At 56.5% G+C, this 17,731-nt stretch carries 19 protein-coding genes; 7 read left to right on the top strand and 12 right to left on the bottom strand.

The window, feature by feature from the left end:
- Positions 1-118 precede the first annotated feature (118 nt).
- Positions 119-1,639, bottom strand: a complete 1,521-nt coding sequence (locus tag AACZ86_RS13970; protein ID WP_339693536.1) for a glycerol-3-phosphate dehydrogenase — start codon at positions 1,637-1,639, stop codon at positions 119-121.
- Between the two features lie 116 nt (positions 1,640-1,755).
- Here AACZ86_RS13970 and AACZ86_RS13965 point away from each other — a divergent pair, with 116 nt between their 5' ends.
- Positions 1,756-3,228, top strand: coding sequence for a glycerol kinase (locus tag AACZ86_RS13965; protein WP_339693534.1), 1,473 nt, complete (start codon positions 1,756-1,758; stop codon positions 3,226-3,228).
- 71 nt (positions 3,229-3,299) lie between these two features.
- Here AACZ86_RS13965 and AACZ86_RS13960 read toward each other — a convergent pair whose 3' ends face one another.
- From AACZ86_RS13960 to petA, 3 genes are read right to left on the bottom strand one after another with little or no spacing between them, the layout of a single operon-like run.
- Positions 3,300-4,154, bottom strand: coding sequence for a cytochrome c1 (locus AACZ86_RS13960; protein ID WP_339693533.1), 855 nt, complete (start codon positions 4,152-4,154; stop codon positions 3,300-3,302).
- A 12-nt stretch (positions 4,155-4,166) separates the two neighbouring features.
- Complete coding sequence (locus AACZ86_RS13955) at positions 4,167-5,441, bottom strand: cytochrome b/b6 (RefSeq protein WP_339693531.1); 1,275 nt, start codon at positions 5,439-5,441, stop codon at positions 4,167-4,169.
- A 14-nt stretch (positions 5,442-5,455) separates the two neighbouring features.
- Entirely contained in the window at positions 5,456-6,019 is a 564-nt protein-coding gene (petA, locus tag AACZ86_RS13950; RefSeq protein WP_339693529.1) for a ubiquinol-cytochrome c reductase iron-sulfur subunit, read from the bottom strand.
- A 175-nt stretch (positions 6,020-6,194) separates the two neighbouring features.
- Between petA and AACZ86_RS13945 the strand changes: the two genes are divergently transcribed.
- The 3 genes from AACZ86_RS13945 to AACZ86_RS13935 are packed head-to-tail and all read left to right on the top strand — an operon-like array spanning position 6,195 to position 8,097.
- Entirely contained in the window at positions 6,195-6,653 is a 459-nt protein-coding gene (locus tag AACZ86_RS13945; protein WP_339693527.1) for a tRNA (cytidine(34)-2'-O)-methyltransferase, read from the top strand.
- Positions 6,650-7,507 (top strand): oxygen-dependent coproporphyrinogen oxidase, encoded by an 858-nt coding sequence (hemF, locus tag AACZ86_RS13940; protein WP_339693525.1) that lies wholly within the window; start codon positions 6,650-6,652, stop codon positions 7,505-7,507. Before AACZ86_RS13945 ends, hemF begins: the two co-directional genes overlap by 4 nt.
- Positions 7,498-8,097 carry a GNAT family N-acetyltransferase gene (locus AACZ86_RS13935; protein ID WP_339693523.1) on the top strand — a complete coding sequence of 200 codons (600 nt, stop codon included), beginning with the start codon at positions 7,498-7,500 and terminating at the stop codon, positions 8,095-8,097. The genes hemF and AACZ86_RS13935 overlap by 10 nt, the downstream gene beginning before the upstream one ends.
- A gap of 4 nt (positions 8,098-8,101) precedes the next feature.
- Here the strand turns inward: AACZ86_RS13935 and AACZ86_RS13930 are convergent, their stop codons facing one another.
- Positions 8,102-8,842 carry a hypothetical protein gene (locus AACZ86_RS13930; protein WP_339693521.1) on the bottom strand — a complete coding sequence of 247 codons (741 nt, stop codon included), beginning with the start codon at positions 8,840-8,842 and terminating at the stop codon, positions 8,102-8,104.
- A gap of 72 nt (positions 8,843-8,914) precedes the next feature.
- On the opposite strand from AACZ86_RS13930, the gene lipB reads away from it, so the two are divergent.
- Together lipB and AACZ86_RS13920 are read left to right on the top strand one after the other, a co-directional pair.
- Positions 8,915-9,565 carry a lipoyl(octanoyl) transferase LipB gene (gene lipB, locus AACZ86_RS13925; protein WP_339693519.1) on the top strand — a complete coding sequence of 217 codons (651 nt, stop codon included), beginning with the start codon at positions 8,915-8,917 and terminating at the stop codon, positions 9,563-9,565.
- A gap of 51 nt (positions 9,566-9,616) precedes the next feature.
- A complete protein-coding gene (locus AACZ86_RS13920) occupies positions 9,617-9,889 on the top strand; it encodes a hypothetical protein (RefSeq protein WP_339693517.1) in 273 nt (90 codons plus the stop codon).
- Between the two features lie 4 nt (positions 9,890-9,893).
- Here the strand turns inward: AACZ86_RS13920 and queE are convergent, their stop codons facing one another.
- The 6 genes from queE to AACZ86_RS13890 all read right to left on the bottom strand — a co-directional run bounded on the left by queE (position 9,894) and on the right by AACZ86_RS13890 (position 14,841).
- Positions 9,894-10,538: a 7-carboxy-7-deazaguanine synthase gene (gene queE, locus AACZ86_RS13915; RefSeq protein WP_339693515.1), complete on the bottom strand. Its 645-nt coding sequence runs from the start codon at positions 10,536-10,538 to the stop codon at positions 9,894-9,896.
- Complete coding sequence (gene queC, locus AACZ86_RS13910; protein WP_339693513.1) at positions 10,535-11,221, bottom strand: 7-cyano-7-deazaguanine synthase QueC; 687 nt, start codon at positions 11,219-11,221, stop codon at positions 10,535-10,537. Before queC ends, queE begins: the two co-directional genes overlap by 4 nt.
- Before the next feature lie 57 nt (positions 11,222-11,278).
- Complete coding sequence (locus tag AACZ86_RS13905; protein ID WP_339693511.1) at positions 11,279-11,686, bottom strand: hypothetical protein; 408 nt, start codon at positions 11,684-11,686, stop codon at positions 11,279-11,281.
- 145 nt (positions 11,687-11,831) lie between these two features.
- The gene (locus tag AACZ86_RS13900; protein WP_339693509.1) at positions 11,832-12,734 is read right to left on the bottom strand and encodes an Hsp33 family molecular chaperone HslO; all 903 of its coding nucleotides are present in this window, start codon (positions 12,732-12,734) and stop codon (positions 11,832-11,834) included.
- A complete protein-coding gene (gene argF, locus AACZ86_RS13895; protein ID WP_339693508.1) occupies positions 12,734-13,660 on the bottom strand; it encodes an ornithine carbamoyltransferase in 927 nt (308 codons plus the stop codon). Before argF ends, AACZ86_RS13900 begins: the two co-directional genes overlap by 1 nt.
- Positions 13,657-14,841, bottom strand: a complete 1,185-nt coding sequence (locus AACZ86_RS13890) for an aspartate aminotransferase family protein (protein WP_339693506.1) — start codon at positions 14,839-14,841, stop codon at positions 13,657-13,659. The genes argF and AACZ86_RS13890 overlap by 4 nt, the downstream gene beginning before the upstream one ends.
- A gap of 286 nt (positions 14,842-15,127) precedes the next feature.
- Here AACZ86_RS13890 and katG point away from each other — a divergent pair, with 286 nt between their 5' ends.
- Complete coding sequence (katG, locus tag AACZ86_RS13885) at positions 15,128-17,323, top strand: catalase/peroxidase HPI (RefSeq protein ID WP_339693504.1); 2,196 nt, start codon at positions 15,128-15,130, stop codon at positions 17,321-17,323.
- Positions 17,324-17,394: 71 nt separating this feature from the next.
- Here the strand turns inward: katG and AACZ86_RS13880 are convergent, their stop codons facing one another.
- The gene (locus AACZ86_RS13880; RefSeq protein WP_339693544.1) at positions 17,395-17,637 is read right to left on the bottom strand and encodes a GFA family protein; all 243 of its coding nucleotides are present in this window, start codon (positions 17,635-17,637) and stop codon (positions 17,395-17,397) included.
- Between the last annotated feature and the right edge of the window lie 94 nt (positions 17,638-17,731).

Here is a 17,731-nt window from a genome sequence, read left to right as displayed (position 1 = left end):
ACCCTCGTCGTAAGCTTGGAAGGCTTCTGCTCTACCATTGAGCTACACCCGCATTTTCAGATCGGCCGCCAAGGTGACCGAATGCGCCGCTATTGCCACCGCTTTTGTGGTCCGTCAATCACGAAAGGGCGAGATTTGGCTTTGGCTGCAGCTCCTGCTTGTCAAACCACTGCTCCACGGCCTGTTTCTCGACCTCGCTCATGTGCAATCCCAGTTTCGAGCGCCGCCAGAGGACGTCCTCCGCCGTACAGGCAAATTCGCGGTCGATCAGCCATTGGATCTCAATCTCGTAGAGGCCTGAGCCAAATGGCTGTCCCATATCCGAGATGCTTTTGGTGTCCTTCAGGATGGAGGCGGTATCGGTGCCGTAGGCCCGCACCAGTCGGCGGACGACAGATTTTTCGACAAAGGGCCAGCGGATTGCATATTGATCGACCAGAGCATCGAAACCGTCGGGCGGGAAGTCGCCGCCGGGCAGAGGCGCTTCTTTGGTCCAGTCGTCGCCGTTGACATCCAGCGCGTCGGAAAGTGTCCGGATCGCCTGCAGCGCCAACACCCGATAGGTGGTTATCTTGCCGCCGAAAATCGACAGCACCGGCGCACCGTTTTCATTGTCATAGTCGAACACGAAATCTCTGGTCACCGTCGCAGCGGTCCGGCTGTGATCGTCGAATAGCGGGCGGACACCGGAATAGGTCCATATGATGTCGTCGCGGGTTACCGGCGCTTCGAAATATTCGCTGGCGGCATCGCAAAGATAATCGATCTCGCCATCGTTGATCTTCGCGGGACCTTCGGCGTAGCTCCAGGGTTCGTCGGTTGTTCCGATCAGCGTATGATCGCCTTCATAGGGAATGGCGAAGATGATCCGACCGTCCTTGTTCTGGAAAATATAGCTGTGGTCGCCTTCATATTTGCGCTTCACAACAATATGGCTGCCCTTGACCAGACGCAGTTTGGCCGCGTGACTGCTGCTGTCATACATCGCCGTGACCGGATCAACCCAGGGACCGGCGGCGTTCACCAATATCCTTGCCTGCTCGGTCTTTTGCTCGCCATGTTGCCGGATTTGCAGGTTCCAGTGATCCGCGCCGCGATCCAGTTCCACGCATTCCGCCCGGGTCCGGATGTCGGCGCCCCGATTTGCGGCATCGCGAGCGGTGAGCGACACGAGCCGGGCGTCCTCGACCCAGCAATCACTATAGGCGAAGCCCTTTTTGAGACGTTTTTGCAGCGGATCACCGCGATGGTCCTTGAGAAGATTTACGCCTCTGGTGCCGGGCAATATGTCGCGGCCGCCGAGATGATCGTACAGAAACAGGCCAAGGCGGAGCAGCCAGGCAGGCCGCATCCCCTCGTCGACCGGTAAAACAAAGCGCATCGGCCAGATGATATGCGGGGCGGCACGGAGCAGGACTTCCCGTTCCTTCAGCGCCTTGCGGACAAGATTGAATTCATAATGTTCGAGATAGCGCAGGCCGCCATGTACCAATTTGGTGCTGGCGGACGACGTATGCGACGCCAGATCGTCGCGTTCGACCAACAGGACCTTCAATCCCCTGCCCGCGGCATCGCGCGCAATTCCGACGCCATTTATGCCGCCGCCAATGATGGCCAGATCATACATCGTCATTGTCATAGAGAAATCAGAGATTCGCGCAATGTTGCATCGCAATATGACCGATCGTGATCTGGCTTTTGCTTGCCTTTTGAATGCCAGCTTATAGCGTGGCCCGAGCAACCAGGGAGCAGAAGATGGCGCCGCAGCAGATTTTGGTCATTGATGAAGGCACAACGTCAACACGGGCTATGCTCTTCGGCGCTGACGGCAAGCTGCACGGTTCTCAACAGGAAACCCTGCACCAATATTATCCGTCTCCCGGTCTGGTCGAGCATGACGCTGCTGAAATCTGGACCAAAACCCTGAGCTGCTGTCAGAAAATGATCGAGAAGGCCGGTGGCGCTGACAAGATAGCGGCCATTGGCATCACCAATCAGCGCGAAACCGTCGTCGCATGGGACAAAAGGTCGGGCGAACCGCTCGGCAGGGCGATCGTCTGGCAGGATCGCCGGACCGCCGAAAAATGCGATGCACTGAAGGCAGACGGCCTCGAACCGATGGTGCAGGAGAAAACCGGCCTGCTGCTCGACCCCTATTTCTCGGGCAGCAAAATCGGCTGGATGCTGGAGAACTGGCCAGAAGTCTGCGCGGCGGGCGACAATCTTGCCTTCGGTACGATCGAATCCTATCTCATCTACCGGCTAACCGGTGGCCAGCATATTACCGACGCCAGCAACGCCAGCAGGACGATGCTGATGGCCCTCGATGGCGATGACTGGGACGATGACCTCCTCGCGCTCTTCGACATCCCCAGAAAGGCACTGCCGCGAATTGTCGACTGCGCCGGCGATCTGGGAACCACTGCCGTCGAATTATTTGGCGGCCCGATCGCAATCTGCGGGTCTGCCGGTGATCAACAGGCGGCAACCATCGGCCAAGGCTGTTTCGACATTGGGCAGACCAAAGCGACGTTTGGAACCGGCGCCTTCATATTGACCAACAGCGGCGACACGCCGCTGCGGTCGGAGCATCGCCTGCTCTCGACCATACTTTATCAGCATCAGGGCAAACGCGTCTATGCTCTGGAGGGCTCGGTTTTCGTGGCCGGCAGCCTGATGCAATGGCTCCGCGATGATATCGGCTTGCTCAAATTTGCTGGCGAGAGTGAAGAACTGGCCCGGACGGTGGACGATAACGGCGGGGTCTATCTGGTCCCCGCCTTGTCCGGCCTTGGTGCTCCCCATTGGCGGGCCGATGCGACGGCGACCATCTCCGGCCTCAGCTTCTCGTCCAAAAAAGCCCATATCGCCCGCGCTGCGCTCGAATCGATGGCCTATCAATGCCATGATCTGAAAACCGCCTTTTCCGCCGACGGTGTCGACTGGCAAAGCCTGCGGATCGACGGCGGCATGGTAGCCAATGACTGGATGGTACAGGATCTGGCGGATATATTGGATATTGCCGTGGAACGGCCGGGGTTTTTCGAGACAACGGCGCTCGGTGCGGCCATGCTCGCGGCGGTGGGCTGCGGGATATACGGCTCGCTCGAAGCAGCTTCGGTGATGATATCGGGCCTCGACGTACACGAACCGGATATTGATCCCACCACCAGAAGCCAGCGGCTTGCGGGATGGAAACGGGCGGTCGGCTCGGTTTTGGCTCGCTAGGTTTCAGCCAGACATAAAAAAGCCCACTAAAAGCGGGCTTCTCTAATTATCGACTGGGTAAGCAAAACGGCTTATGCAGCTTTCTTTTTCTTCTCGGCCTTCACGTCCGCCCAGATCGTGCGGTAGGACAGATAGGCAAGGATCGTTGCGATCAGCAGGAAGGCGAGAACCGCCCAGCCAGCTTGATGCCGCTCTTCCAGTTTCGGCTCTGCGCTCCAGATCAGGAAGGCGGAAACATCTTCGGCCATCTGGCTGATGCTTGCCTTGGTACCGTCTGAGTAGCTGACCTGATCTTCGGCCGCCAGTGGTGGTGCCATCGCCAGGTTCAGGTTCGCAAAATAAGGGTTATAATGCAGTCCCGGTCCAGGCTGATTGGCTTCCGGCAGATTGGCCGGTGGATCGGTGTAACCGGTCAGCAAGGAATAGACATAAGGTGCCCCGCCTTCACGCGCCTTGGTCATCAAGGACAGATCAGGTGGAATAGCGTTATTGTTCGCAGCAGCGGCAGCAACATTATTGGCAAAAGGCTTGGGGAATTTGTCGGCAGGAAGCGGTGTCCGCGTCGACATTTCGCCAGTGGCCGGATCGATATCCGGAGTCTGGATCGCCCAGTTGGCCGCAATTGCCTTCACTTCGTCTTCGTTATAGCCGATTTCTTCCAGATTGCGGAAAGCGACAAGACGGAGAGAATGGCAAGCTGCACAGACTTCCTTATAGACCTGGAAACCGCGCTGCAGTTGCTGGCGGTCGAATTTGCCAAGCGGACCATCAGACGTGAAAGAGATTTCTTTCGCCTCTTTGTGGAACTCATGCTCTGCTGTTTCAGCTGGCGGGTTCGATATATATTCTACCGCCCCCATTCCGAATGAGACCAAGAGCCAGCCTGAAAAGAACAGGCCAATCAAGATTCCGAAAATTCTTACCATTACGACAGGTCCCTAATTCTTAGCTGGCGTTTTAAGTGGCTTGCCGGTTACCGATTCCGTGATGCTGTTCGGCAACGGTTCAGGCTTTTCCAAGCTCGACAAAAGCGGCAATATGATCAGGAAGTGCGCGAAATAATAAGCTGCAGCCAACTGACTGATCATCACAAACGGTTCCTCGGCCGGCGCACCGCCACAATATCCGAGTATCAGGACATCAATCACGAGAATGATGTAGAACATCTTGAACTTGGGGCGGAAGCTTCCGGAACGGACCGGCGACTTGTCCAGCCAAGGCAGGAAGAACCAGACCAGGATGGCGGAGAACATCGCCAGCACACCGAGCAGTTTTGCCGGAATGAAGAGGAAGTCGAAAGTGAAGGCCCGCAAAATCGCGTACCAGGGCCAGAAATACCATTCCGGAACGATATGCGCCGGAGTGGAAAGCGGGTTGGCCGGGATATAGTTGTCGGCATGACCCAGCGCGTTCGGCAGGAAGAACATCAGCGCGGTGAAGAAAATCAACGCAAGGCCAACGGTCCAGCCGTCTTTCGCGGTATAATAAGGGTGGAACGGAACCGTATCCTGTGGCCCCTTAACATCGACACCGGTCGGGTTGTTGGAACCGGGAATGTGCAGCGCCCAGATATGCATGATGACAACGCCGACGATGACGAATGGCAGCAGATAGTGGAGCGAGAAGAAGCGGTTCAACGCGGCGTTGTCCGGAGCGAAGCCGCCGAGGAGCAGTTCCTGGATCGGCTTGCCGATGAACGGAATGGCTTCAAACAGACCGGTAATCACCTTGGCACCCCAGAAGCTCATCTGTCCCCAGGGAAGCACGTAACCGAGAAAGCCTGTTGCCATCGCCAGCAGATAGATGACGACACCAAGCAACCACAGCATCTCCCGCGGTGCCTTGTACGAGCCGTAATAAAGCCCGCGAGCGATATGCATATAGAGAGCGATGAAGAAGAAGCTTGCGCCATTGGCATGGGCATAGCGGATCATCCAGCCACTGTTCACGTCGCGCATGATATGCTCGACTGAATCAAAGGCAATTTCGGAATTGGCGGCATAATGCATCGCCAATATGATGCCGGTGACAATCTGGATGACCAGAAACAGGCCGGCCAGGGAACCGAAGTTCCACATATAGTTCAAATTGCGCGGAGCAGGATAACCGGCGCCAACGCTGTTATAGACGAAACGTGGCAGCGGAAGCTGCTTGTCCATCCACTGACCCAGTTCGGTCGTTGGTGTATATTGTTTTGCCCAAGGAAAGCTCATTTTTCTTCTGCCCCTTAGCCGATTTTCACGACAGTATCTGATAGGAATTCATATTCTGGAACTTCAAGGTTCTTCGGCGCCGGACCTTTGCGGATACGGGCGGCCGTATCATAATGCGAACCGTGGCACGGGCAGAAATAGCCGCCAAATTCACCCTTGATTTCGCCTTGCGCCGCGCCAAGCGGAACACAACCGAGATGGGTACAGACGCCCAGGGTGATCAGCCAGTTTTCCTTGCCGGCGATTGTCCGATCGGCCAGCGTTTCCGGATCGCGCAGATCTGAAATTTTAACCGCATCGGCTTCGGCGATTTCTGCCGCTGTCAGATTGCGGATGAATATCGGCTGCTTGCGCCAGCTGGTCTTGACCGACTGACCGGTTTCTATCGCCGAGATATCGACTTCAATCGATGAAAGAGCGAGAACGTCCGCACTCGGATTCATCTGATTGACCAACGGGAAAACGGTAGCGACCGCCCCGGCACCAGCGAAACTCACTGCTGCGATATTGATAAAGTCCCGGCGGCGAACGCCGCCATCTTCTGCGACTGCCGTTTCAGCTGTTTCAACCGTTGCCATGCAAACAAGCCCTATAGAAAAATTATGACCCCTGACTGCCCGAACGTTCGATACTGCTAAACAACAGCTTGAACAGGCAGTGAATTGCGCGCCTGATAGCCGCGAAGGATAGGGTTTGCCAACAGTGAATTTTCGATTGACCTAACATTCCCTTCTCGCTCATGAGGATCGACCCATGAGGATAGCTTTATATCAGCCCGAGATTGCGGGAAATTTAGGAACAATATTAAGGACTTGTGCATGTTTAGGCGTGCCGGTTGATATAATAGAACCGTGCGGTTTTCCGTTCAGTGACCGCAGTTTAAAACGCGCCGGAATGGATTATTTCGACCATGTCGACTATATTCGCCATGCCGACTGGGCGGCATTTAAACAGACTGCGAATTCCCGCAACGCAAGGATTATCCTGCTTTCCAGCAAGGCCGAGCGCCCGCATCACGGATTCGCCTATCGCGATTCTGATATATTGTTGTTTGGGTCGGAAGGATTAGGAGTTCCCCTGACTATACAAGAGCAATGCGATGGTCGAATCACCATCCCGATGAAGCCGGGAATGCGCAGCTTGAATCTCGCCGTTTCGGCTGGCATGGCCCTCGGGGAAGCACTCAGACAAACAGGACAATTTCCGGAATGACGACAAAATTGGATGACCAGCAGCACACGGCCCAGACGTGGTTCAAGGAACTGCGCGACCAGATTTGTGCGGAATTCGAGAGAATCGAACAGGAAGCCGGTAGTGACGCCACGTTCGATTATATCCCGTGGGACCGCCAGAATCCCGATGGCAGTCCGGGAGGCGGTGGCACGCAGGGCCTGATGAAAGGCAAGATATTCGAGAAGGTCGGGGTGAATATTTCCACGGTGGACGGTGTGTTCAGCGAGGAATTCCAGGCCCAGATCAACGGCGCGGAAGATGATCCGCGATTCTTTGCCACCGGAATCAGTCTCGTTGCCCATATGGCCAACCCGCACGTTCCGGCTGTCCATATGAACACGCGTTTTCTGTGCACGACCAAGCGCTGGTTTGGTGGTGGTGCCGATTTGAACCCGGCGATCGCCTATGACGAGGATACCGAGCAATTCCACGCCAGACTGCGTTCCGCCTGCGCGCCGCATAATCCGGAATATTATCCGCGGTTCAAGAAATGGGCGGATGACTATTTCTATATACCCCACCGCAAGGTCCATCGCGGCGTCGGCGGGATATTCTACGACCATATCGAACTGGACCACGATTCGGATTTCGATCGCCATTTTGCCTTTACCCAGGATGTCGGCCGGGCATTTTTCGATATATTTCCCAAGCTGGTGCGCAAGCGCATGGATATGGAATGGACCGCGGAAGAAAAGCAGCAGCAGCTGGAATGGCGCGGGCGCTATGCGGAATTCAACCTGGTCTATGACCGGGGCACGACGTTCGGTCTCAAAACCGGCGGCAATGTCGACGCTATATTGATGAGCCTGCCCCCCGAAGCCAAATGGGTGTAGATCACTCGGCAGACCTGCCTCAGACCATTCCCGCAGGCCATGTAGCGACGATCATCACGCATCTCGAGATGCTGGACAAGCCAGCGCTGCTGGAGATTGAATCGAATCTCTCGCTTGCCAAATGGAAAAAGCCGCCCGTTGCCGAATATTTGGCTTTATTCCGGGCCGTTGGAGAACCATGGTTCTGGACGTCCAGAATCTTGATGACCGAAGACGAGGTTCAATCCGTCGTTCAACACCCCGATATCGATATTTACATCGTCCGCGACGGTGAAACGCCGGTTGGCTTCATCGAACTGGACTTCCGGCAATCCGGCCAGTGCGAAATCGGCTTTTTCGGACTGGTTCCGGAGATGAACGGCAAAGGCCACGGCAGCTGGATGATGAATCAGGCGCTGGAAAAGGCATGGCGGGACGATATCGAACGGGTCTGGCTTCATACATGCATCCAGGATTCTCCGCGCGCCCTGCCCTTTTACCAGCGCTGCGGTTTCCGCATTTTCAAGCAGCAGTTCGATATGATGCCGGATCCGCGTCTATCCGGGCATTTACCGAGAACAGCAGCGCCGCACATACCGATACTGGGTTGAACGTCTAGCCGACGTCGCTCTTCTTGTCGGTCAGCTGGAGATAAATCGATATAATCACGACGGCGAGGACCAGCTGGAAAGCGGTACCGGTTAGCGCAGCGACGAGATTTTCGATAAATGGCCAGCCTGCACCCCCGGTTGCGAGACCGGCAATGATACCGGTGACCGCCTGCAGAGCGCCGATGGTGATCGTACCGACCACCGCGATGATCAGGACGAACAGGAAAATCGAAAATCCGTTATTCCGGGTCAAGGCCCAGCTTTGCCTGAGTGCTTCGACCGGATTCCGTTCGCCTTTGTCGACAATCATGATCGGCACCAGAATGAACCGGCAGGCTATATAGAGACCGGGAATGACGAGCAGGAAAAATCCCATCAACGTAAACAGGCCGGTCAGAAGGTTGGCGATCAGATAGATAAGAAAAGCTTTGAGCGCGGCGACAAGATCTTCTGCGACCGTGTTGTTCCGTGACGGCGCGAGGGCGAAATAGATCGCGAGGCCGCCAAAGCTGATCACCAGGTTGGATGCGATGATTGAAAGCGCATTTTCGCTGAAATAGGCCGAATAGACGACTGCCAGACCATTGATATCCTCGTCACCGGTAAAGACCGGTTGTGCGACAAATTGCGCGAACAAGAAAGTCGGCAGAAACAGAAAGACCCCGGCGATAGCCAGAATGGCCTCTTTATGCGCGCCGAGCAGGGCCATCGCACCATTCCAGCATTGCATATAGTCGAGCTTCATTTTTTCGTTCCCGGATCCGTTTGTTGATTACCAGCCCTTGCCACCCGCGTGTCAAAAGTGCACGAAAATATTATGAATGGTCCCGATGATATCGAATGGCGCATGTCGCCCGAAAAGGTTGAATATCCCGAAGCGTTGGCCGAAATGGAGCGGCGCAACGCGGCGGTTCAGGCGGGTGACGCCAGAGAACTGATCTGGCTGCTCGAACATCCGCCGCTATATACCGCCGGCACCAGCTCCGATCCGGCGGAACTGCTCAGCGAGTCATTCCCGGTCTACGACACGGGCCGTGGCGGTCGGCACACTTATCATGGTCCGGGCCAGCGGGTCGGCTATGTGATTTTGAACCTGAAAAAACGCAACGCAGATGTCCGCGGCTTTGTCCATGCTCTGGAGGACTGGATCATCGCCGCTCTGGCGGAATTCGGCGTCGCTGCGCGGGCGGTCGACGGCCGTGTCGGCATCTGGTGCGATACGCCGGACGGACAGGAAGCCAAGATTGGCGCCATCGGTATTCGCATTCGCAAATGGGTCACCATGCACGGCTTCTCGGTCAATATTGATCCCGATCTCAGCCATTTCGGCGGCATTGTCCCGTGCGGCATCAGCGAATATCCCGTAACCAGCCTCGCCCAACTGGGTATCCCGATAAAGCTTCAGGAGTTTGACGAAGCGTTGCATAAAACGGTTGGCGGCTTCCTGAATGCGATTGATCAAGCTTGATCGGCGACTATGAAGGCCTGGTGAACCCGTTTAACATGTGAGGACAAAATGATGACCAAATTCTCGAGAATTGCTGCAGCAGCGGCGGTTGCCCTGACGATCTCGGCCTGCTCCGGCAACGAAGCACCAGATGCGGACGAAGTCACCGAAACACAGATGGACGATGTTGATGTCATTGACGGCACGATCAGCGACGAAATGGTCGATGTCGATACAATGAAAGCCGTCGACGCTACCGGTGAGGAAACAGACGCATCGGCAGACAAGCCGAAAGAAGAAGCATCGGAAACAACAGCAGATGCGACGGAAACACCGGCTGAGTAAGATTTCAGGCCAACCCCAGTATCTTGTGAGTCTGTAATGACAAACGCCATTTCGGATGGGCCTGGACAAATCCTATGGCCTGTTCGAGATTGGCCTGGCTGGCGGCATCATCGCCACGCGCATCCATCGGCTGCAGCAAGAGATTGGCAAAGTCCCAATTTTCCATCACCTGCCAATTACTGTCCGTCTGCGGCCAGACCAGTTTCAGCTCGTCACCCGAGCGCTGGACCGTATCGCTCTGCGCCTTGGGGCTGATGCAGATCCAGTCAATCGTGCGCGGAACGGCTAAAGTTCCGTTCGATTCGATAGCGATAAAAAAACCTTCAGCGTGCAGCGCGTCGATCAGCGCCTGATCGACCTGCAACATCGGTTCGCCACCGGTCAGGACAACGAAGCGTGATTCACTATCGCCTGCCCATGTTTCCGCCGCTGCCTTGGCGAGATTTTCAGCCGTATCAAACCGACCGCCGCCTTCGCCATCCAGCCCGACAAAATCGGTGTCGCAAAACTGGCAGATTGCCGTGGCCCGATCCCGTTCCAGTCCGGACCAGAGATTACAGCCGGCGAAACGGACAAAGACCGCCCGGCGTCCGGCATGGACACCTTCGCCCTGAAGGGTCAGAAACCGCTCTTTTACCGCATAGCTCATGATGAGGCATATTCGGTCGGGTCGACGATTCCGGCTTCTTCGAAACCCTTTTGCCGCAAACGACAGCTGTCACAGAGACCACAAGGCAGGTTTTCCGCTGTGGGGTCATAACAGGACCAGCTCCAGGAGGGATCAAGATTGAGCCGGATTGCTTCCCGGGCGATGTCCGCCTTTGTCATATGCTGCAGCGGTGTCCGGATGTTGAAGCCGCTCCCCTGATCGCCAGCCTTGGTCGCCAGATCGGCCAGTCTCTCGAAACCCTGGATAAATTCTGGTCGGCAGTCGGGATAGCCGGAATAATCCAGCGCGTTGACGCCGATGAAAATATCCCGAGCGTTTCTCGCCTCGGCCAGTCCAAGGGTTAGCGACAGAAAAATGAGATTGCGGGCGGGGACGTAAGTCACCGGGATATCATCGGCGACGCCTGTCTTCGGGACATCGATATCGGCGGTCAGCGCCGATCCGCCAAAGCGGCTCAGATCCAGCGGCAATATGATATGTTCATCGACACCAAGCCTGGCCGCAATTTTTTCTGCGGATTGCAATTCGATTTTATGGCGCTGGTTATAGTCGACCGTCAGGGCAATAAGCCGGTACCCCTGCTCTGCAGCAATTGCTGCAGAAACCATCGAGTCCAGCCCGCCGGACAATAATATAATCGCTGTCTTTGATTCGGATGTCATGGTGCGCTCCGCTAATCGCCTTGCCGGCGCGGCGCAAGTTTTGAACGCGAATTGCGTTTAGCAACGGCCCGTGCGGCGACCCTCGACAGCGACGGAAAAGGGCGCATTATTGCGAATGCCCTGTGTGTTTATCTGCACCAACGTACTGGATTCCTGCTTGATTTCAGTAACGCCATGACCGGCAGCACCACATTTGTAGCTCACGCGCAGTTTCTTCGGGCTATTTTCGATGACGTAGCGCGTACAGGGCATATAGCTATGCTGGATTTGCAGCAGCAATTCGGGATTTCCGAGGCAGACTTTTTGTCCGGCTTCGCTCGCACCACGTTCCTTCAGTGTCCATTCGCCCTGCATCAGCCCCTCAAGCAAAACCAATTTGGGTGTTTGCGCCGGCGCAGCCATCGCAAAGCCGGACAGAATAGCGGCTGTTACGCTGATGATCTTGATCAGTTTCATGCCTTTCATTGATATTCTCCTGTCCTGCTGGTTGCGTGAATGATTGCGGTGAATCGTCTATTAAACTGTAAATACGGCGAATATTGTCACGAATTATGTCATTCGATAGGAAATTTTCGACATATCGGGCGCGATGCCACATTTGCCGTCGCGTTCAGTTATTCAGGCTAGCGCCCGTAATGATGAATTTTTTGCTGCAAAATGCGCAATCAATTGCGATATTTCCCTCGTCGTCGACCATATCTGCCTTATCTTCTTTCGGGAAGCGTGCGATCACGTCCCGGATATGATCCTCATTACAACGGCATCCCTTAACGCACGGTTTACCGCTCAAAAGCCTCACTTCATCGCTCTCGCTGAACAGGCGCCACAAAATCTCCTGCAGGGCAAGCGCGGGATCGGTCAGTTCAACAGCCTTCACGCTGCTGCCCATGATCTCGACATGTTCCCATTCCGGATGGTCAAGCTGTGCATGAAGCCGTTCGCGGCCCTCCTCGCCCTCGGGCAGGTGCTGCACCAGCAATCCGCCGGCCACAATCTTGCCATCGGTCTCGTCAATCGCGACCCGTATCAGGGTCGGGATCTGTTCGGACTGGAAGAAATAATTCTGCACCGCTTCGGCAAGGCTGCCGCCTTCGAGCGGCACGATGCCCTGGTTGCGCCCGCGGGGTTCCGGCTGGTCAAAGGTGATTGCAAGATAGCCTTTGCCGAACAGAGCCATCAAGCTCGGCTCTACCGGTTGGGAGGCAAGCCGTTCCCGGTCAAATTCGACATAGCCGCGCAAAGCACCGTCTCTATAATCGCAGGCCAGCAAGCTGATAACACCCGCTTCTGTCTGCGCCTGCAGCGTCAATTGGGAATTCTCGTCTTTTAACAACGCGCCCAGCATGGCGGTCAGACAAACGGCTTCCGCCAATATATCACGGATCACCGGCGGATAATCATGGGCCGCGAGAATATCATCCAGCGCCGGGCCAAGCCGGACAACCCGCCCGCGACAATTTTTTGCCGGGATCGCAAAGGACAAGATGCTGTCAATGAGAGCGATTTCGATCATCAAATCTGGCCGAAACACCAGCGCAACACGGATTTTTGCGCATGGATCCGGTTTTCCGCTTCGTCCCAGATGACCGACTGCGGGCCGTCGATGACCGAAGGCATGACTTCCTCGCCGCGGTGTGCGGGCAGACAGTGCAGGAACAGGGCATCAGGCTTGGCCTGCTCCATCAGCACGTCGTTGACCTGATAGGGCATCATCGCGGCCAGCTTGTCCTCCGCATGTTCCTGTCCCATCGATATCCATGTATCGGCGACAACGACATCCGCGCCGGCCACCGCTTCGTTCTCGTTCCGGTGAATCGAAATGTTGGCGCCTGCTGCCCGGGCATTTTTGATAAATTCCGGGTCTGAATCATAGCCTTCGGGGCAACCGATCCGGACATTGAACTTCATCAGGCCGGCGGCCTCGACGATGCTGTTGAGGACATTATTGCCATCACCCAGCCACGCAACTTCCAGACCGGGCAAGGATTTTCCGTGTTCCACCAGAGTCAGAAGATCAGCAACGATCTGGCAGGGATGCGAAAGGTCGGTCAGGCCGTTTATAACCGGTACCGTGGCATTGGCGGCCATTTCCTCGATTTTGCCATGATCGTCGGTGCGGATCATGATCGCGTCGCACATGCGGGACAGGACCTTGGCGGTATCCGCCACGCTCTCCCCGCGTCCGAGCTGCATCGAGCCGCTGTCCATGACGATACTGCTGCCACCAAGCTGACGAATGCCGATGTCGAAAGACACCCGGGTCCGGGTGCTGCTCTTTTCAAAGATCATCGCCAGCGCATGATCGGCCAGCGGCTTGTCCGCATCCGGCTTGCCTTTGGGAAAGCCTGCGCGCGCCGCTTTGCGATCGATCGCATCGCTGATCATGACTGCAATCGCGTCTCCGCCTGCATCGGAGAGATTGAGAAAATGCCGGCTCATGATTCAGGTGCCTGATAATCGGCCGCGCCGGCAGACAGTTTCTCGATGAAGGTCGCGATATGGCTGTCTTCAATATTCAGTGGCGGCAATATGCGGAGCGTATTGTCTCCTGCAGCCACAGTCAGCAGACCATGATTGTCGCGGAGATGGGCGACGAAGCTGCGCGCTTCCTGCGTCATCATGATACCGAGCATCAGGCCCTTGCCCCGGACGCCGAGAAACAGATCGGGATAATTCCCGATAAATTGCTCGATTGCCGCGCGTAGTTTTTCGCCGGTCGACCGGACATTCTCCAGAAATTCGTCATTGGCAACGACGTCCCAGACGGCATTGCCTGCGGCCATCGCCAATGGATTGCCGCCATAGGTAGAGCCGTGAGTGCCCGGGACCATACCGCGTGCGGCGTCTTCGGTCGCCAGGCAGGCGCCCAGCGGGAAACCACCGCCGATTCCCTTGGCGCTTGCAACGATGTCCGGCTTGATGCCGTAGAGTTCGTAAGCATAAAGCGCGCCGGTCCGCGCGACACCGCATTGCACCTCGTCCAGTGCCAGCAGGATGCCGTGCTTGTCAGCAAGATCGCGCAGGCCCTTCATGAACGCGTCCGAAGCAGGACGGACACCGCCCTCGCCCTGGATGGGTTCGACCAGAAAAGCAGCGGTCTTGTCGGTTATGGCAGCTTCAGCGCCAGCCAGATCGTCAAAATCGACATATTTGAATCCGGCGAGCAGCGGCGAGAAACCGTGATGCATCTTTTCCTGATTGGAAGCCGAGATGGTCGCCATCGTCCGGCCATGAAAGGCATTTTTGAATGTGATGATCTCGAACCGGTCGCTGCCCGCCGACTGATGGTAGGCGCGTGCGGTCTTGATCGCGCATTCCACCGCTTCCGCACCGCTGTTGGTGAAGAATACCGTGTCGGCAAAAGTGGTGTCGACCAACCGCTGCGCGAATTTTTCACCTTGCGGACTGCCGTAAAGATTCGAGACGTGCATCAGCGTTGCTGCCTGATCCTGGATCGCTTTGGTCAGATGCGGATGGCCGTGGCCAAGCAGATTGACCGCAATACCGCTGGCAAAGTCCAGAGCCCGCGAACCATCTTCGGAAATAAGCCAGGCACCCTCGCCTCGGACAGGACGAAAACCACACCGGGGATATACGGGCATGAGCGGGGTAATCGTCATCTTACTTTCCTTCCAGCAATTGGACGCAAACAAAATAGAAAAGGCGACCCGATTGGCCGCCTCTCGAATATAGTTTGCTCCTATATGCCGCTTCGCGAAGGCGGTCAATCGTGGTACAAGATAGCAGCTGCCGTGCGCCGGATGACCGGTCTAAGTGACAATTGTGATCACTCAGATAGGGACAATTCGTTTAACGAGCCGAGCGCCATAATATAAGCAATGGCATCGGCGAAATGCGCCAGAGAAGCAGCACCACAGAAGCAGCAGCAACAAAGGAGATGTTCAAATGGATATGAAAACAACCGGTTCCCCCGAAGGTTGTCCGATGAGTTTCGAAGGCGGAGTGCGCAGCCTGCTCGGACGAACCAACCGCGACTGGTGGCCAGATTCCCTGCAACTCGAAATCCTCACCCAAAGCGGAACGTCCCCCGATCCGATGGGTCCCGATTTTGACTATATCAAGGCGTTCAATTCGCTGGATTATTTCGCACTGAAAGAGGATCTTAAAGCCTTGATGACCGATAGCCAGCCCTGGTGGCCGGCGGACTACGGTCATTATGGTCCCTTCTTCATCCGCATGGCCTGGCACGCAGCCGGCACCTATCGCACAGGCGACGGCCGCGGCGGCGCATCCAGCGGGCAGCAACGCTTCGCTCCGCTCAACAGCTGGCCGGACAACGGCAATCTCGACAAGGCGCGGCGCCTGCTCTGGCCGATCAAGAAGAAATATGGCGAGCATATCAGCTGGGCCGACCTGTTCGTCCTGACCGGCAATGTCGCGATCGAATCCATGGGCGGCCCCGTGTTCGGCTTTGGCGGCGGTCGCAAGGATGTCTACGAACCCGAGAAAGATGTCTATTGGGGTTCGGAAGAGCAATGGGTCAACGAAGGCGTACCGACCCGGATCAATCCCGACGAGGGCAAGGCGATGGAAAACCCGCTCGCCGCGATCCAGATGGGCCTGATCTACGTCAATCCTGAAGGTCCGGGCGGTAATCCGCACGATGCCGAGGGCATGGCGCGCGACATGAAGGAAACCTTCGCCCGCATGGCGATGAACGACGAGGAAACCGTTGCCCTGACCGCCGGTGGCCACGCATTCGGCAAATGCCACGGCGCGGTTGCGCCTGACCAACTCAGCGGTGATCCGGAGTCGGGCGACTTGCAACTGATGGGATTTGGCTGGGCCACCGACCCCGAACAGATCGGAGAGGGACATATTACCACTTCCGGCCTCGAGGGCGCGTGGACACCCAATCCGACGCAATGGGGCGGCGACTATTTCAGGCTGTTGTTCAAATATGACTATGAACTGGTCGAGAGCCCTGCAGGTGCCAAGCAATGGCAGCCGGTCAATCCTGACCCCGAGGACATGGCTCCCGATGCCCGCGATCCTTCCAAAAAAGTCCCGACGATGATGACCACTGCCGACATGGCGCTGAAGCGCGATCCGGACTATCGCAAGATTTCCGAGCGTTTCCGCGACGATCAGGCTGCGCTGGACGATGCCTTCGCCCGCGCATGGTTCAAACTGACCCATCGCGACATGGGACCCAAGGTCCGCTATCTCGGCCCCGAAGTGCCCGCCGAAGACCTGATCTGGCAGGACCCCGTTCCTGCTGGAAAACAGGCATCGGAAAGCGAGGTTTCCACTTTCAAGGCCAAGATACTCGATAGTGGCCTGTCGGTTTCCGAGCTGGTCAAGGCGGCCTGGGCGTCGGCCTCCACCTATCGCAAGAGCGATCATCGCGGCGGAGCCAATGGCGCCCGGGTTCGGCTGGCCCCGCAAAAGGACTGGAAAGCCAATGATCCCGACGAACTGGCGAAAACATTGTCGAAGATCGACGAACTGCGCGGCTCGCTCTCGATGGCCGATGCGATCGTGATTGCCGGTAGCGCTGCTGTTGAAAAGGCCGCGCAGGACGCCGGTTTCGATATCAACGTTCCGGTTACCACCGGTCGCGGCGATGCGATGGACGAGCAGACCGATGCCGAAAGCTTCGAACCGCTCGAGCCTTTTGCCGATGGTTTCCGCAATTATCTCAAGACCAAGGCGAGCGTGAAGACCGAGGAAATGCTGGTCGATCGTGCCAATCTGCTCGATCTTTCCATCCCCGAAATGACGGTTCTGATCGGTGGATTGCGCGTACTCGGGGCCAATCACTCGAGCGCGCCGACCGAAGGCGTTCTCACCGATCGCCCCGGCCAGCTGACCAACGACTTTTTCGTCAATCTGCTCGAAATGGGTACGGTCTGGGAAGTCGTGGACGAGTCGGGCGACGAGCTGTTTATCGGAAAATGCCGCCTGAAGGGCGACGAGAAATGGCGGGCGACGCGAACCGATCTGGTATTCGGATCGAATTCGCAACTGCGGTCCGTTGCCGAAGTCTATGCCGAGGACGGCCATGAACGGAAATTCGTGGATGATTTCGTAGCCGCATGGGCGAAGGTGATGGACGCCGGTCGCTTCGACCTCGCGTAGATTGGCCTAAATCAACGAACAGAGGGCCCGCTGGAACATACCAGTGGGCCCTTTTCGTTCCGGCTATATTGCTACAACCCTGCCCTGGATCTTTCCCAGTTGCGGCCATCAAATTTTCGGACCGTCGGCTGCAGAGCATGACCATCATCAACACAGTGGTAATTCACGCTCCAGCCATCGGGATGCGAGCGCGGCTGATAGAAGCTTTTGACGCCGCAATGCTTGCAAAACAAATGTTCCGCCTGCCCGCTGCCAAACCTGTAGCTGGACAGATCGTCCTCGCCTTTCAGCAGGGTAAAATCCTGGTGCCGCACGATCAGATGGAGGAAGCCGGTGCGGGCGCAAATCGAGCAATTGCAGTCGAGAAGCTCCGGCGCATTTTCGACCGTTCCTTCGAAACGCACAGCG

Source organism: uncultured Parasphingorhabdus sp. (genome assembly GCF_963975735.1).
In the GTDB taxonomy this organism is placed as follows: domain Bacteria; phylum Pseudomonadota; class Alphaproteobacteria; order Sphingomonadales; family Sphingomonadaceae; genus Parasphingorhabdus.
This window is presented reverse-complemented; position numbering and strand designations above follow the sequence as displayed.

Bases quoted from the DNA above. Each gene is read 5' to 3' on its own strand.
- AACZ86_RS13970 (WP_339693536.1), bottom strand. From the start codon at position 1,639: ATGACAATGACGATGTATGATCTGGCCATCATTGGCGGCGGCATAAAT.
- AACZ86_RS13965 (WP_339693534.1), top strand. From the start codon at position 1,756: ATGGCGCCGCAGCAGATTTTGGTCATTGATGAAGGCACAACGTCAACA.
- AACZ86_RS13960 (WP_339693533.1), bottom strand. From the start codon at position 4,154: ATGGTAAGAATTTTCGGAATCTTGATTGGCCTGTTCTTTTCAGGCTGG.
- AACZ86_RS13955 (WP_339693531.1), bottom strand. From the start codon at position 5,441: ATGAGCTTTCCTTGGGCAAAACAATATACACCAACGACCGAACTGGGT.
- petA (WP_339693529.1), bottom strand. From the start codon at position 6,019: ATGGCAACGGTTGAAACAGCTGAAACGGCAGTCGCAGAAGATGGCGGC.
- AACZ86_RS13945 (WP_339693527.1), top strand. From the start codon at position 6,195: ATGAGGATAGCTTTATATCAGCCCGAGATTGCGGGAAATTTAGGAACA.
- hemF (WP_339693525.1), top strand. From the start codon at position 6,650: ATGACGACAAAATTGGATGACCAGCAGCACACGGCCCAGACGTGGTTC.
- AACZ86_RS13935 (WP_339693523.1), top strand. From the start codon at position 7,498: ATGGGTGTAGATCACTCGGCAGACCTGCCTCAGACCATTCCCGCAGGC.
- AACZ86_RS13930 (WP_339693521.1), bottom strand. From the start codon at position 8,842: ATGAAGCTCGACTATATGCAATGCTGGAATGGTGCGATGGCCCTGCTC.
- lipB (WP_339693519.1), top strand. From the start codon at position 8,915: ATGAATGGTCCCGATGATATCGAATGGCGCATGTCGCCCGAAAAGGTT.
- AACZ86_RS13920 (WP_339693517.1), top strand. From the start codon at position 9,617: ATGACCAAATTCTCGAGAATTGCTGCAGCAGCGGCGGTTGCCCTGACG.
- queE (WP_339693515.1), bottom strand. From the start codon at position 10,538: ATGAGCTATGCGGTAAAAGAGCGGTTTCTGACCCTTCAGGGCGAAGGT.
- queC (WP_339693513.1), bottom strand. From the start codon at position 11,221: ATGACATCCGAATCAAAGACAGCGATTATATTATTGTCCGGCGGGCTG.
- AACZ86_RS13905 (WP_339693511.1), bottom strand. From the start codon at position 11,686: ATGAAAGGCATGAAACTGATCAAGATCATCAGCGTAACAGCCGCTATT.
- AACZ86_RS13900 (WP_339693509.1), bottom strand. From the start codon at position 12,734: ATGATCGAAATCGCTCTCATTGACAGCATCTTGTCCTTTGCGATCCCG.
- argF (WP_339693508.1), bottom strand. From the start codon at position 13,660: ATGAGCCGGCATTTTCTCAATCTCTCCGATGCAGGCGGAGACGCGATT.
- AACZ86_RS13890 (WP_339693506.1), bottom strand. From the start codon at position 14,841: ATGACGATTACCCCGCTCATGCCCGTATATCCCCGGTGTGGTTTTCGT.
- katG (WP_339693504.1), top strand. From the start codon at position 15,128: ATGGATATGAAAACAACCGGTTCCCCCGAAGGTTGTCCGATGAGTTTC.